Here is a 14,985-nt window from a genome sequence, read left to right as displayed (position 1 = left end):
GGACCATCATGCTCAGGCATATCTTTCATCACAGCGGCGCAGCAGAAGGCTGCGCACACTTCTGCTGCACGCGCGTCGAGGACTTTGGCGTCTCTTACGGAACGTTCAATGTCTTTTCACATGTCAATCTGCACTTTCACTGCGGCGAACTCACTGCCATCATCGGACCAAATGGTGCAGGAAAATCGACACTCCTGCGCGCCATTCTCGGCGAGGTGCCGCACACAGGACATATCCGCTTTGTGGATGGCGAGGGGCGTCATACAGAGCGTCCCGTCATCGGCTACGTGCCGCAGTACCTTCGCCTCGATGTGAGTGCGCCGACCACGGTCATGGATCTCTTCATGGCGTGCATTACACCGCGTCCTGTCTGGATCTGTTCGGCGCGTCCCTATCGTGCGCGTGCGACGGAAAGTCTTGCCCGTGTGCACGTGGAGCACCTCATCGACCGCCGCCTCGGCGCACTCTCGGGTGGAGAGCTCCAGCGTGTTCTCCTTGCACTTGCACTTGACCCTATTCCCAACCTTCTCCTCCTCGATGAACCCGTCTCTGGTGTCGATCAGCGCGGGCTTGCGCTCTTTTACGAGATCGTCGCAGAACTGCGCGCCAAGGAGGATCTGGCGATCCTCCTCATCTCGCACGACCTTGGTATGGCTGCGCGCCACGCGGACAAAGTCATCCTGATGAACCACGGTGTCGCCGCAGCAGGAACCCCTGAGACGGTCTACCGCTCTCCTGCAATGGAGGAGATCTTCGGCATTCTGCCCGACCTCAGCCGCCTGCGCGCACCGACGGAAGAGCACGGCGAAGGAGAGGAGGAGACGGAATGGAACTGATCTACCACATCATGGATACGCTTCTGCCATTTTCGTGGACAGAGTACACCTTTATGAAAAACGCTCTCCTCGCCGTCCTCCTCATGACGCCTCTCTTTGGGCTTCTCTCGACCATGGTCGTCTCGAGCCGCATGGCGTTCTTCTCGGACTCCCTCGGACACGGCGCATTTACAGGCATTGCCGTCGGCGCACTCATCGGCATCGTTTCACCGCTCACCGCGCTCATCATCTTCTCGATCGCCTTCGCTCTGCTCATCACATACATCAAGTATCGGACAGCCGCATCGGCAGACACCGTTATCGGCGTGTTTTCCTCGACCGCCATCGCTGTTGGACTCATGGTCATGAGTCGGGGCGGCGGTTTTTCAAAGTTTTCCCCACTTCTCATCGGCGACATACTGAGCATCACCCCGGCCGATCTTATAGGGCTGCTTGCCGTCGATGTTCTCGTCGTACTGATCTGGGCACTCCTGTTCAACCATCTGCTTCTGCTTTCTGTCAACCCGTCGCTTGCACACAGCAGAGGCATCTCCGTCGTGCGCATCGAGGCGGCGTTTGCCGCACTGCTCGCCGTCGTCGTCGCCGTCAGCATCCAGTGGGTCGGCATCCTCATCATCAACGCACTCCTCGTTCTGCCGGGGGCAGCGGCACGCAATGTGGCACGCAGTGTCAAGGAGTACCACCTCATCGCTGTCCTCACTGCGCTCACCGCGGGCATCGTCGGACTCTTCTCCGCTTACTACCTCGGTATCGCGGCAGGCGCGGCAATCGTCGCTGCCGCTGCCCTCATCTTCTTCCTCTCGCTCGCCCTCCGTGCACACGCGCAGCGATGATCTGTTTTTTTTCATTGAATTGTGTTAAGATAAGGACGAATATACATGCAGAGAAGGAGGAGCTCATGAACATTACGATTGGCAGCGATCATGGAGCCGTGGATCTCAAAGAAGAAGTCAAGATGGTGCTTCACGAATTCAGTGACATCCAGGTGACGGATGTCGGCACCTTTGGCAAAGAGTCGGTGGACTATCCCGACATCGCGGAGAAAGTCTGCGCTGACATTGTTTCCGGCAAGGCGGATCGCGGCATTGTCCTCTGCGGCACGGGAATCGGCATCTCCATCGCGGCAAACAAGATCAACGGCATCCGCGCCGCACTCTGTACCGACGTCTATTCGGCGATCATGTCGCGCAAGCACAACGACGCGAACGTCCTTGCCATGGGGGGGCGCGTGACAGGTATCGGCCCTGCGGGAGAGATCGTGCGCGCATGGATACGCACTGCGTTCGAGGGCGGCCGCCATGCACGCCGTGTCGATAAAATCATGGCACTCGAGCAGAAAAAAGACAGGTAAGGGAGAACACAGATGAGCATTATGGATGCGCTGAACCAGGCAGACCCGCAGATTGCAAAGGCGATCGATCACGAGCTGAACCGCCAGCGGACGAAACTCGAGCTCATTGCTTCGGAGAACATCGTCAGCCGTGCCGTCATGGAGGCGCAGGGGAGTGTTCTCACAAACAAGTACGCCGAGGGCTATCCAGGAAAGCGTTACTACGGCGGCTGTGAGTATGTCGATGTTGCGGAGCAGCTTGCCATTGACCGTGCGAAGAAACTTTTCGGTGCGGCGTGGGCGAACGTTCAGCCCCACTCGGGCGCACAGGCGAATATGGCGGTATTCTTCGCGCTCCTGCAGCCGGGCGACACCATCCTCGGCATGAATCTCACGGACGGCGGACACCTCACGCACGGCAGCCCCGTCAACATCTCCGGCAGCTACTACAAAGTCATCCCCTACGGAGTCGACCGTGAGACCGAGCGCATCGACTACGACGCCCTCGAAAAACTCGCCGCCGAGCATCATCCGCGTATGATCATTGCGGGTGCATCGGCGTATGCGCGCATCATCGACTTTGAGCGCATCGCCGCCATCGCCAAAAGCATCGATGCCATCTTCATGGTTGACATGGCCCACATCGCGGGACTCGTTGCCGCGGGACAACACCCCAGCCCCGTCCCCTGCGCCGATATCGTGACCTCGACCACGCACAAAACCCTGCGCGGCCCGCGTGGCGGCCTCATTCTCGGACGCGACGAGGAGCTCGGGAAAAAGATCAACAAGGCAGTATTCCCCGGCATCCAGGGCGGGCCTTTGATGCACGTCATCGCGGCAAAGGCAGTCGCGCTCGGCGAGGCACTGCAGCCCTCGTTCAAGGAGTACGGCGCACAGGTCGTAAAGAATGCCTCAGCGCTCGCCGACGAACTCACAAAGCTCGGCTACCGCATCGTGTCGGGCGGTACGGACACGCATGTTATGCTTGTTGACCTCACGAACAAGGACATCACGGGCAAGGATGCGCAGACCCTCCTCGACGAGGTCAATATCACATCGAACCGCAACACCATTCCGTTCGAGCCGCGCAGCCCATTCGTCACGAGCGGCATCCGTCTCGGCTCGCCCGCGCTCACTACGCGCGGCTTCCGCGAGGAGGACATGCGTGAGGTCGCACGCATCATTGCACACGTCCTCGATGCGCCGACGGACGAGAGCCGCCGCGCAGAGGCATGCCGCCGCGTCGATGCGCTCTGCAGAAAATATCCGCTCTATGAACATCTTGGGGAGAACTGAGGCCCATTCCTCCCCTTGGAAAGGAAGCATCCCATGGCTGACACATTCCGTCCGTCCGACATACCGACACTCCATCTTGTCGATCACCCGCTCATCCAGCACAAACTGACCATCATGCGCCGCAGGGAGACAGGGACAAAGGAATTCCGCGAGCTGCTCTCGGAGATCGCTATGCTCATGGCATACGAGATCACGCGCGACTTCCCCCTGCGCGATGTGGAGATCGAGACCCCCGTCGCACACTGCCATGCGAAAATGCTTGCGGGCAAGAAACTCGGCATTGTCCCGATCCTGCGTGCAGGGCTCGGGATGCTCGACGGCATCCTGAACCTCATTCCCGCGGCGCGCGTCGGACACATCGGGCTCTATCGCGACCCCGAGACACTTGCCCCCGTCGAGTACTATGCAAAGCTCCCGCGCGGCATCGAGGATCGTACCCTCATTGTGCCCGATCCCATGCTCGCCACGGGCGGCAGTGCGTCAGCAGCGCTTACCATGCTCAAGGACAAGGGTGCGCGCAGCATCATCCTCATGTGCCTTGTCTCCGCACCCGAGGGCATTCGTCGCGTAGCGGCAGACCACCCCGACGTACCGATCTACGTCGCGGCAGTGGACGACTGCCTCAACGAGCACGGCTACATCGTACCGGGGCTCGGCGATGCGGGCGACCGTATCTTTGGCACACTCTGAGATATCACTTTTTCTCAAGAGCTGCTGTATCAGGGAGATCACCTTATGCAGCAGCTCTTTTTATGCGTTCTTTTCACCATTTTCCTGTGTCTTTCCTTTTTTCGTGCCGGTCAGCGTCTGCCGATCTTTCACGCACTGTATTTCTTTCTCAGCCAGCCATATCCGTACGATACTGTTTCTCTCACTTCCCTTTTGCAATAAATCATCAAAAAAACTTTGACTTTTTGTCATTTTATACTTGACTTTTTGTTTTTTACGCTGTATATTCTTTATAGATTTTGATTAGCACTCAGACCAATAGAGTGCTAACAGAATTGAAAGGAGAGGGGTGAATGTCGAACGATCTGGACGAGCGCAAGAGCCAAATCCTATGGGCGGTCGTCGATGACTACATCGCATCGGCGGAGCCGGTCGGATCTCGAACGCTTGCACAAAAGTACAATCTCGGCATCAGCCCTGCCACCATCCGCAACGAAATGGCAGATCTGGAGATGCTCGGCTATCTGGAACATCCGCACACATCTGCCGGGCGTATTCCATCGTCGAAGGGTTATCGCTTCTATGTCGACGGGCTGCAGCCCATCGCTCCGGTGACGGACGCCGAGAGGACAAAGATTCATGACTGGTACAAGGGGCATGTGCGGCGCATGGATGAGGTGTTCCAGGAAACAGCACGCCTCATCGCCGATGTGACACATAACGTGTCGCTCGTGCTTGCCCCGCAGGCCGCACAGTCCACGTTCCGTATGCTGCAGTTCCTGCCGCTTGACCTCGGTCACGCGATTGCCGTCCTCATGACGGATGCAGGGTTCGTTGAAAACCGTATCGTCGAGATTCCCGACGGTGCAACGTTCACGGACTTCCAGCGTATGGCGGGTGCGGTGAATCAGACGCTCTCAGGCAAGGCACTCCGTGCCGTGACAAAGCAGGACATGCGCCGCATCCGCGATGCGATCGGCGATGAGTCGATTTTCGTCGCGGCGGTGGAGGTGATGCACCGTGCGCTCGAAGGACGTGAGGATGGTCGTCTCTACCTTGGCGGAACAGCGCAGCTCCTCAGTAATCCAGAGTTCCAGGATCTTGATCGCGTACGCGCGATGCTGCTCGTCCTCGAGCGCGAGGATCTTGTAAAGGATATCCTGCATACGCATGCGGGAGAGGGACTGACGGTCACAATCGGGCGCGAGAACGAGAGCAGTACGTTTTGGGACAGCAGCTTTATTACAGCAACGTACCACGTTGACGGAAAGCTGCTCGGAACGATCGCCGTACTCGGCCCGACGCGGATGGAGTATGCGAAAGCAATGCGCATCCTTGACTATGTCAATACGAATTTGACAGAAATGATCTATCAATTAAAGTGGTAGGAGAGGTGAACGGCTTGCAGAAAGAAGAGAAGGTGCAGGATACCGCAGAGGAGCAGCCTGAGACTGCTGCGGACGCTGCGACTGAGACGGATGCGGCGGACGCACCCGCAGGGGAGGAGGACAGCGCCCTGGCCGAGGCGGATAAAATTGCCGCGCTCGAGGCGGAGCTGAAGGAAAAGAGCGATCGTATCCTGCGCCTGCAGGCGGATTTTGAGAATTTCCGCCGCCGCACGGCAAAGGAAAAAGAAGAACTTGCCGCCGTTATTACACAGAATATGCTCAGCGATCTGCTGCCGCTCCTCGATAACTTTGAGCGGGCACTCACCGTGGAGCAGACGGATGTCGAGGCGTTCCAAAAGGGCGTCGAGATGATTCACACGCAGCTGCGTGAGGTCATGCAGAAGCACGGCCTTGAGACCATCGAGGCAGAGGGGCAGCCCTTCGATCCGAATTTCCATCAGGCAGTGATGCGCGTGGAGGATGCGGATGCGGAGGACGGCACGATCACACAGGTGCTCCAGAAGGGCTACCAGGCGAGAGGACGTGTGATTCGTCCTGCGATGGTGCAGGTTGCCGGAAACTAACGAAATAACATCTTATGATTTTTGGGGGAATATAACATGGCAAAAGTAATTGGTATTGATCTTGGCACGACGAACTCGGTTGTCTCCGTGATGGAGGGCGGCGAGCCGGTCGTTATTACGAATCCGGAGGGCAGCCGCATCACGCCGTCTGTCGTCGGTTTTACGAAGGACGGTCAGCGCCTTGTCGGGCGTCTGGCAAAGAATCAGGCTGTGTCGAATCCTGATCGTACGATCTCGTCGATCAAGCGTCACATGGGTGATCCAAACTATCACGTCACGATTGACGGAAAGAGTTACACACCGCCGGAGATCTCGGCAATGATTCTGCAGAAGCTCAAGAGCGATGCAGAGGCGTATCTCGGCGAGACTGTCTCGCAGGCGGTCATCACGGTGCCGGCATACTTCAATGACAGCCAGCGTCAGGCAACGAAGGATGCGGGCAAGATCGCAGGTCTTGAGGTGCTGCGCATCATCAACGAGCCAACAGCGGCGGCACTTGCCTATGGCCTTGACAAGGATCAGGACGAGACAGTGCTGGTCTTTGACCTCGGCGGCGGCACATTTGATGTCTCCATCCTTGAGCTGAGTGAGGGTGTGTTCGAGGTCAAGGCAACGAACGGCGATACAATGCTCGGCGGCGATGACTTCGACAAGAAGATCATGGACTGGATGGTCGAGGAGTTCAAGAAGGAGAACGGTATCGACCTCTCGCAGGATAAGATGAGCGCACAGCGTCTCATCGAGGCAGCAGAGAAGGCGAAGATCGAGCTTTCGAGCATGAGCCAGACGAACATTAACCTTCCATTTATCACGGCAGATGCAACGGGCCCAAAGCATCTCGATCTTACGCTCTCGCGCGCGAAGTTCGATGAGCTGACGGCTGACCTTGTGGAGCGCACGATGGTGCCGACGCGCAAGGCGATGGAGGATGCAGGGCTCTCGGGCAATGATATTGACAAGATCATTCTTGTCGGCGGCTCGTCCCGTATCCCTGCGGTACAGGAAGCCATCCGCAAGATCCTCGGCAAGGAACCTTCGAAGGGCGTCAACCCGGATGAGTGCGTCTCCATCGGCGCAGCAATCCAGGGCGGTGTCCTCGTCGGTGAGGTCAAGGATGTCCTGCTTCTCGATGTTACCCCGCTTTCGCTCGGCATCGAGACCCTCGGCGGCGTCTGCACGAAGATCATCGAGCGCAACACGACGATCCCGACATCGAAGAGCCAGGTGTTCTCGACGGCGGCGGACAATCAGCCGGGCGTTGAGATTCATGTCCTGCAGGGCGAACGCGAAATGGCGGCGGGCAACAAGACCCTTGGCCGTTTCCAGCTTACGGACATTCCGCCCGCACCGCGCGGCGTCCCCCAGATCGAGGTCAAGTTCGACATCGATGCGAACGGCATCGTCAACGTGTCGGCAAAGGATCTCGGCACGGGCAAGGAGCAGAAGATCACGATTCAGTCCGACAGCGGCATGAGCAAAGAGGATATCGACCGCATGGTCAAGGAAGCCGAGGCACATGCTGCCGAGGACAAGGCGCAGAAGGAAGCCGTCGACGCACGCAACGCCGGCGATTCCCTCGTCTATCAGGCAGAGAAGGCGATCAAGGATCTCGGCGACAAGGCAGACAGCGCGCTTGCCTCAAAGGTGCAGGCGGGGGTCGATAAACTGAAAGAAGCGCTCAAGGGCTCTGATCTCGAAGCGATCAAGTCTGCGACGGAGGAGGTTCGCCAGCCGCTCTATGAGCTCTCTGCGGCGGCCTATCAGCAGGCACAGCAGGCAGCAGGTGCTGCCGGTGCTGCACCGGGCGCAGAGGCGAATGCCGGCGCAGGTGCGCAGGGAGCACAGCAGGACGACAACGTCGTCGATGCGGAGTTCACCGAAGTCAAGGACGATAAGAAGTAAGGTGGTATCGTGAGCGAGAAACGCGATTACTACGAAGTCCTTGGCCTCAAAAAGGGAGCTTCGGACGACGAGATCAAAAAAGCATACAAGAAACTCGCGCGCAAGTATCACCCCGATCTCAACCGTGACGACCCGAAGACTGCCGAGGAGAAATTCAAGGAGGTCAACGAGGCGTACGATGTGCTGAAGGATCCGCAGAAGAAGGCGGCGTATGACCAGTTTGGTCATGATGCCTTCGATCCGCGCCGCGGCGGTGCGGGAGCCGGAGGGGGCAGCCCCTTCGGCGGAGGATTCGAAGGCTTCGACATGAACGACATCTTCGATATGTTCGGCATGGGCGGCGGCAGCCGCCGTGCACGCAGACAGGGTCCCGAACGCGGGGCTGATCTGCGCTATGATCTGGAGATTTCGTTTGAGGAGGCGGCATTCGGCAAGGAGGTCGAGCTCTCCATCCCGCGTGAGGAGAACTGCCCGACTTGCGGCGGCTCCGGCGCGGCAAAGGGCTCTGCGGCAGAGACTTGTCCGACGTGTCATGGCTCCGGGCAGGAGCAGGTGATGCAGCGGACAATGTTCGGCAGCATGATGACCTCGCGTACGTGCAGTCAGTGTCACGGTAAGGGCAAGATCATCAAGACGCCGTGCTCTGACTGCCGCGGGACAGGGCGCAAGCGCGTGACGAAGACGATCAAGGTCAACATCCCGCGCGGCGTAGACGACGGTCAGCGCGTCCGTGTAACGGGCGGCGGCGAAGCAGGTGTGCGCGGCGGCGCGAGCGGGGATCTCTACGTCTATATCTTCATCCGTCCGCATAAGCTGTTTCAGCGGCGCGGCAACGATGTCATCATCGAGATCCCGATCACATTTGTGCAGGCATCGCTCGGTGCAGTTGTGCAGGTGCCGACACTCGACGGAGCGGTTGATCTTAAGATCCCCGCAGGCATCCAGACGGGCACGGTGCTGCGTGTCAAGGGCAAGGGCATCCCAAGTCTGCGCGGCACGGGACGCGGCGATGAGCATGTCCGTGTCAAGGTTACGACACCGCAGAAACTCTCGGCGAAGCAGAAGGAGCTCCTCAAGGAGTTCGCGGAGCTGAGCGGCGATGCGGTGAATCCGGAGCAGAAGAGTTTTACGGAGAAGTTCAAAGATCTGTTTACATGATTTTCAAAGGAACTGGTGCATGAACTTGTGCAGCAGTTCCTTTTTTATTGGCGACGAAGTGCGGATTTTAGCATGCCTGTCCTTTTGGGACAGATAAACGCACGGATTCCTTGAAAAATCGCCGTTCCCGTGCTAGAATAGCATGACTATGTATGCTGCGGGAGGGATTCTTTTGTACGAAAAAGTAGATACGAATTTGGATTTTGCTGCGCGCGAGAAAGCTGTTGCGGATTTTTGGCGCGAGAATCATATTGCACAGCGTGCTGTTGACCAGCGTGAGGGCTGCGATACGTTCACGTTCTACGACGGCCCGCCGACGGCGAACGGCCGCCCGCATATCGGGCACGTTTTGACGCGCGTCATCAAGGATATGCTGCCGCGCTATCAGTCGATGAAGGGGCGCAAGGTGCTCCGCAAGGCAGGCTGGGACACGCATGGGCTGCCCGTTGAGCTGGAGGTCGAGAAGGCGATCGGCATCAATGGGAAGGAACAGATCGAGGAGTACGGCATCGAGCCGTTCATCAAGAAATGCCGTGAGTCGGTCTGGAAGTATAAGAGCATGTGGGAGCAGTTCTCCGATGTCGTCGGTTTCTGGGCGGATATGGAGCATCCCTACATCACGTACGAGAATGACTTCATCGAGTCTGAGTGGTGGGCGCTGAAGGAGATCTGGAAGAAGGGGCTTCTCTATCAGGGGCATAAGATCGTTCCATACTGCCCGCGCTGCGGCACGCCGCTCTCCTCGCACGAGGTGGCGCAGGGATACAAGGATGTCACCGAGCGCTCGGCCATTGTGAAGTTCAAAGCGGCGGACGAGGACGCCTATTTCCTCGCATGGACGACGACCCCGTGGACGCTCCCGTCGAACCTCGCCCTCTGCGTGAACCCAAATGTAACATACGTCAAACTGCGCGTCTGCGGCAAGGTCTATTATCTTGCTGAAGCTCTCGCGGACAGCGTATTCGACGGCTCGCGGGGCGAGCGCGAGGAGCTTGCGACGATGAAGGGAAGCGAGCTCGAGCACCGCAGGTACGAGCCGCTCTATCCCTTTGCGACGCAGGATGTGCGTGACAAGGCGTTCTTCGTGACCTGTGACGACTACGTCACCACGGAGGACGGCACGGGCATCGTCCACATGGCCCCGGCATTCGGCGAAGACGATAACCGTGTCTGCCGCAAATACAATATGCCGTTCGTCCAGTTCGTCAACGAAAAGGGCGAGATGACCGAGGAGACGGATTGGCCGGGCGTCTTTGTGAAGAATGCGGATCCGCTGATTCTCGACGATCTCGAGAAGAGCGGCAAGCTCTTCAAGGCACCGGAGTTCACGCACAGCTATCCGCACTGCTGGCGCTGCGATACGCCGCTCATCTACTATGCGCGCGCCTCGTGGTTCATCCGCATGACGGCCGTGCGTGACGCGCTTGTCGCGAACAACAAGACGGTCAACTGGATCCCGCCGTCCATCGGCGAGGGGCGTTTCGGCAACTGGATCGAGCATGTGCAGGATTGGGGCATCAGCCGCAACCGCTACTGGGGGACGCCGCTCAATATATGGAAATGCTCCTGCGGGCATGAGCATGCAGTCGGCTCGATTGCAGAGCTGCGCGAGCTGCAGCCGAACTGCCCGGCGGACATTGAGCTGCATCGCCCGTATATTGATGCGATCACATTCCCGTGCCCGGAATGCGGAGAGACGATGCACCGTGTGCCCGAGGTCATTGACTGCTGGTTTGACTCGGGATCGATGCCGTTTGCCCAGTGGCACTATCCGTTTGAAAACAAGGAACTCTTTGAGAAATACTTCCCGGCGGACTTCATCTCCGAGGCCGTCGATCAGACACGCGGCTGGTTCTACTCACTGATCGCCATCAGCACGCTGCTCTTTGACAAGAGCCCCTATCGCAACGTCATTGTGCTCGGTCATGTGCAGGACAAGGACGGGCAGAAGATGAGCAAGTCCAAGGGCAACGCCGTTGACCCGATGGATGCCCTCGGACGGCACGGCGCGGACGCGATCCGCTGGTACTTCTATGAGAACAGCGCACCGTGGCTGCCGAACCGCTTCCACGACGATGCCGTGCAGGAGGGCGCGCGCAAGTTCATGGGGACACTGTGGAACACCTATGCGTTCTACGTGCTCTATGCGAATATCGACGAATTCGATCCAACCAAGCATACGCTGGACTATGACCAGCTTTCGGTGATGGATCGCTGGGTGCTCTCGCGACTGAACACGATGGTGCGCACGGTGGACGACTGCCTCGGACACTATCGCGTCACAGAGGCGGCCAAGGCACTGCAGTCCTTCGTCGAAGAGCTGTCGAACTGGTATGTCCGCCGCTGCCGCAGCCGCTTCTGGGCGAAGGGCATGGAGCAGGATAAGGAGAACGCCTATCTGACGCTCTATACGGCACTCGTGACGACGGTGAAGGCGGCGGCGCCGATGGTGCCGTTCATCACGGAGAGCATCTACCGCAATCTGGTCTGCTCCGTTGACAAGAATGCGCCGATCTCTGTGCACCTCGCGGACTTCCCGACGGCAAACGAGGCGTGGATTGATCCCGCGCTTGAGGACAATATGGAGGTCGTGCTTGAGGTCGTAACACTCGGCCGTGCGGCACGCAACGCGGCGAACATCAAGAACCGCCAGCCGGTGGGGCAGATGTATGTCAAGGCGGCACATGAACTGCCGGACTTCTTCGTGAAGATCATCGAGGATGAGCTGAACATCAAGGAGGTCATCTTCCGCGACGATATGTCGGACTTCCTCGCCTATCACGTCAAGCCGAATTTCCACGTTCTCGGACCAAAGGTCGGAAAGCAGATGGGTGCGGTCAAAAAGGCACTCGAGGCGAGCGACGGTGCAGCCGTCAAGGATGCTCTCGCCGGAGGCGGAAGCTATGTGCTCCATCTGCCCGACGGCGATATTGCGGTGACAGCAGAGGATGTCGAGGTGACGGTCTCCCAGCGTGATGGGTATAACTGCCAGAGTTATGGCGGCGTGACGGTCGCCCTGTCGACCACGCTCACCGAGGCGCTGATCGAGGAGGGCTTTGTCCGTGAGATCATCAGCAAGGCGCAGACGATGCGCAAGGAATGCGGCCTTGAGGTGACGGATCACATTGCGCTCGACCTCTCGGGCAACCCGCGCCTCGTTGAGATTGCGCGCAGGAACGAGGCGTTCATCCGCGAGATCACGCTTGCCGACAGCCTCTCCTGTGATGCGCCGATGGGCACGAGCAAGGAGTGGAACATCAACGGCGAGAAGCTGACGCTGAGCATTAAATAAGATTTTTTGGAAAGATAGGCTGTTGTGCTAGGATTTTTCGTCCTCGTACAGCAGCCTCTTTCTATTGACAATATGAGGGCGGGACGTATAATAAAGATGAATTACTGTGTTATTGAGGGGAGTGATTGCATTGGTGAAATTCAGTTACTACGGGCATGCAGCATTTTTGTTGGATGATGGGACGCATAAGGTGCTTGTCGATCCATTTTTGACAGGAAATCCCGTCGCCAGCGTTAAGGCAGACGATGTGGAGTGTGACTATATTCTCGTTTCTCATGCGCACGGGGATCATCTGGGCGATGCGCCGTCGATCGCGGCGCGTACAGGGGCGAAAATCGTGTCGACCCCGGAGGTTATCAGTGTCTGTGAGAGTCAGGCGCTGGCGGAGATTGAATCCTGCCCGATGAATATTGGCGGCTCGCTCAATCTGCCGTTCGGCAAGGTGCGCATGACGTTTGCCCAGCACAGCGCGGGCGTGGCGGGCGGGATTGCCTGCGGATTCGTCGTGTATATCGGCGGCAGGACGGTCTACTATGCGGGCGATACGGCGCTGTTCAGCGATATGCAGCTCATCGGGCGCAAGGACAGCATCGACTATGCCGTCCTGCCCATCGGCGATAACTATACGATGGGACTTGAGGATGCAGCGATGGCGGCGCAGTGGGTCAACGCGGGGCATGTGATCCCCATTCACTACAATACGTGGCCGGTCATCAAGCAGGAGGCACGGCACTACAAGGATGTGACGGAAGCCATGACGCGAGCCAGGGTGCATATCATGGCACCCGGAGATACGATGGAGCTTTGATGCGGGCGCGGAAGACGCCTCTGCTCGTTCTCCTTGGCCCCACAGCAGTGGGCAAGACGGCGCTCTCACTCCACCTTGCGGAGGAGCTTGGAACGGAGATCATCTCCGGGGATTCAATGCTTGTCTATCGTGGCTTTGACATCGGCAGTGCGAAGCCGACGTCGGAGGAACGTGCCCGTGTGCCGCATCATCTCATCGACGTGCTCGATGCGGATGAGACATTCTCCGTGACGGAGTTTGTTGCGCGCGTGTCGGAACTTGTACGTGACTTTGATGCAGCAGGGCGGCTGCCATTCGTCGTCGGAGGGACGGGACTCTACGTCAAGGCGCTCGTCGAGGGATATGACTTCAACGTGACGCAGGAGCATACGTGTTTTCGCCAAGCTATGGCGGGCATCGCCGCACGCCGCGGCAGCGGCCGCGTACATCACTTTCTCGCGTATCGTGACCCCGCTGCGGCAGAGCGAATTCACGCGAACAATCTGCGCCGCGTGATCCGCGCGCTCGAGGTCGCGCGCTACGGCGATGAGAGCATCTCGTGTGCGCATGCGATGAAGCGCGGTGCACCGCCCTATGATGCTCTCGTCATTGGGCTCACACGGGAGAGGGCACATCTCTATGCACGCATCAATGAGCGCGTTGAGGCGATGTTTGCCGCAGGGCTGTGCGCAGAAGTGCAGCGCCTTTTGGACAGCGGTGTGCGCCGCGATGCTCCTGCAATGAAGGGCATCGGCTATAAGGAGACAGCTGCGCATCTTGCAGGAGAGATCACGCGCGCGGAGGCCATCACGGCCGTGCAGACGGCAACGCGGCATTTTGCGAAGCGTCAGCTGACGTGGTATCGGAGGATGCCCTACATCCGCTGGTACGATGCGGACGCGTGGACGGAACCGGAACTGCTGGAGCGTATTTTGACGGATGTACAGGCATGGCAGGCGAAAGGAGCACCGAAGAATGACGGCTAAGGTCATCAATTTACAGGATAATTTTCTCAATCAGGTACGGAAAGACGGAATTCCTGTGACGATCCATCTCCTGAACGGTTTCCAGATCAAGGGCACCGTGAGAGGCTTTGATAATTTTGTCCTGATGATGGATGTCATGGGAAAACAGCAGATGATCTATAAACATGCTGTCTCGACTATTACGCCGGCACAGCCGGTGCGGACGGGGGATGATGTGTCGTAATCCGTACCGAATCTATCACGCTGCTGTGCCGACTGTGGTGCAGCGGCGTTTCATTTGGAGGGAACAATGTGAGGCAGCGTGGATTTGAGATAGTATCGGCGTATGTAAAGACAGGCGTGTCATGCCCCGAACGCAAGACAGGCGCAAGTGCGGGGTATGATCTTGCAGCGGCGGAGGCTGCGGAGATTCCTCCGCATGGTTTTGCTATGGTGCCGACGGGTCTCAAGACATATATGCAGGCGGACGAGGTCCTGCTGCTCTACATTCGCTCAAGCATGGCGGTGAAACGTCAGCTCATGCTGATGAACGGCGTCGCCGTGATCGATGCGGACTACTATGGAAACGCGGACAATGAGGGGCATATCATCGTTCCTCTTTACAATTATGGGAAAGAGCCCGTGCATATCGCAGCGGGTGAGCGGATTGCACAGGGGATCTTTACGCGCTACTTGACTGCCGACGGCGATGCAGCGGGCTGCGGGGCTGCACGCGGCGGCGGATTTGGTTCGACGGGCACATAAAGAACTCGGTACA

Annotated in this window: 15 protein-coding genes; 14 read left to right on the top strand and 1 reads right to left on the bottom strand. The window is 58.2% G+C overall.

The genetic code is table 11. The features are described 5' to 3' along the window. Positions 1–8 precede the first annotated feature (8 nt). From HMPREF0908_RS07755 to upp, 5 genes are all read left to right on the top strand, one after another. Entirely contained in the window at positions 9–836 is an 828-nt protein-coding gene (locus HMPREF0908_RS07755) for a metal ABC transporter ATP-binding protein (RefSeq protein ID WP_006690932.1), read from the top strand. Then, positions 827–1,669, top strand: coding sequence for a metal ABC transporter permease (locus HMPREF0908_RS07750; protein ID WP_006690931.1), 843 nt, complete (start codon positions 827–829; stop codon positions 1,667–1,669). The genes HMPREF0908_RS07755 and HMPREF0908_RS07750 overlap by 10 nt, the downstream gene beginning before the upstream one ends. 65 nt (positions 1,670–1,734) lie before the next feature. Then, entirely contained in the window at positions 1,735–2,187 is a 453-nt protein-coding gene (gene rpiB / locus HMPREF0908_RS07745; protein ID WP_040572626.1) for a ribose 5-phosphate isomerase B, read from the top strand. Between the two features lie 12 nt (positions 2,188–2,199). Then, positions 2,200–3,462, top strand: coding sequence for a serine hydroxymethyltransferase (glyA, locus tag HMPREF0908_RS07740; RefSeq protein WP_006690929.1), 1,263 nt, complete (start codon positions 2,200–2,202; stop codon positions 3,460–3,462). A 33-nt stretch (positions 3,463–3,495) separates the two neighbouring features. Further along, a complete protein-coding gene (gene upp, locus HMPREF0908_RS07735; RefSeq protein WP_006690928.1) occupies positions 3,496–4,152 on the top strand; it encodes a uracil phosphoribosyltransferase in 657 nt (218 codons plus the stop codon). 60 nt (positions 4,153–4,212) lie between these two features. Here upp and HMPREF0908_RS11050 read toward each other — a convergent pair whose 3' ends face one another. Continuing rightward, on the bottom strand, positions 4,213–4,383 hold the full coding sequence (locus HMPREF0908_RS11050; RefSeq protein ID WP_006690927.1) for a hypothetical protein: 171 nt from the start codon (positions 4,381–4,383) through the stop codon (positions 4,213–4,215). A 101-nt stretch (positions 4,384–4,484) separates the two neighbouring features. On the opposite strand from HMPREF0908_RS11050, the gene hrcA reads away from it, so the two are divergent. From hrcA to dut, 9 genes are all read left to right on the top strand, one after another. Further along, positions 4,485–5,519, top strand: a complete 1,035-nt coding sequence (gene hrcA / locus HMPREF0908_RS07730; protein WP_006690926.1) for a heat-inducible transcriptional repressor HrcA — start codon at positions 4,485–4,487, stop codon at positions 5,517–5,519. Then, positions 5,513–6,103, top strand: coding sequence for a nucleotide exchange factor GrpE (gene grpE / locus HMPREF0908_RS07725; RefSeq protein WP_006690925.1), 591 nt, complete (start codon positions 5,513–5,515; stop codon positions 6,101–6,103). The genes hrcA and grpE overlap by 7 nt, the downstream gene beginning before the upstream one ends. A gap of 36 nt (positions 6,104–6,139) precedes the next feature. After that, positions 6,140–8,005 (top strand): molecular chaperone DnaK, encoded by a 1,866-nt coding sequence (gene dnaK / locus HMPREF0908_RS07720; RefSeq protein WP_006690924.1) that lies wholly within the window; start codon positions 6,140–6,142, stop codon positions 8,003–8,005. Positions 8,006–8,014: 9 nt separating this feature from the next. Further along, positions 8,015–9,163, top strand: coding sequence for a molecular chaperone DnaJ (dnaJ, locus tag HMPREF0908_RS07715; RefSeq protein ID WP_006690923.1), 1,149 nt, complete (start codon positions 8,015–8,017; stop codon positions 9,161–9,163). A 172-nt stretch (positions 9,164–9,335) separates the two neighbouring features. Further along, positions 9,336–12,455, top strand: coding sequence for an isoleucine--tRNA ligase (ileS, locus tag HMPREF0908_RS07710; protein WP_040572625.1), 3,120 nt, complete (start codon positions 9,336–9,338; stop codon positions 12,453–12,455). A 130-nt stretch (positions 12,456–12,585) separates the two neighbouring features. Continuing rightward, entirely contained in the window at positions 12,586–13,263 is a 678-nt protein-coding gene (locus HMPREF0908_RS07705) for a metal-dependent hydrolase (RefSeq protein WP_040572624.1), read from the top strand. Further along, positions 13,263–14,228 carry a tRNA (adenosine(37)-N6)-dimethylallyltransferase MiaA gene (miaA, locus tag HMPREF0908_RS07700; protein WP_006690920.1) on the top strand — a complete coding sequence of 322 codons (966 nt, stop codon included), beginning with the start codon at positions 13,263–13,265 and terminating at the stop codon, positions 14,226–14,228. The genes HMPREF0908_RS07705 and miaA overlap by 1 nt, the downstream gene beginning before the upstream one ends. Beyond that, positions 14,218–14,451, top strand: coding sequence for an RNA chaperone Hfq (hfq, locus tag HMPREF0908_RS07695; protein ID WP_006690919.1), 234 nt, complete (start codon positions 14,218–14,220; stop codon positions 14,449–14,451). Before miaA ends, hfq begins: the two co-directional genes overlap by 11 nt. 68 nt (positions 14,452–14,519) lie before the next feature. Next, positions 14,520–14,972, top strand: coding sequence for a dUTP diphosphatase (gene dut, locus HMPREF0908_RS07690; protein ID WP_006690918.1), 453 nt, complete (start codon positions 14,520–14,522; stop codon positions 14,970–14,972). The last annotated feature ends 13 nt before the right edge of the window (positions 14,973–14,985 follow it).

It is taken from the genome of Centipeda flueggei ATCC 43531 (genome assembly GCF_000160695.1).
In the GTDB taxonomy this organism is placed as follows: domain Bacteria; phylum Bacillota; class Negativicutes; order Selenomonadales; family Selenomonadaceae; genus Centipeda; species Centipeda flueggei.
The sequence above is the reverse complement of the archived record's forward strand: the minus strand, read 5'-3'. Positions and strand labels throughout refer to the sequence as shown.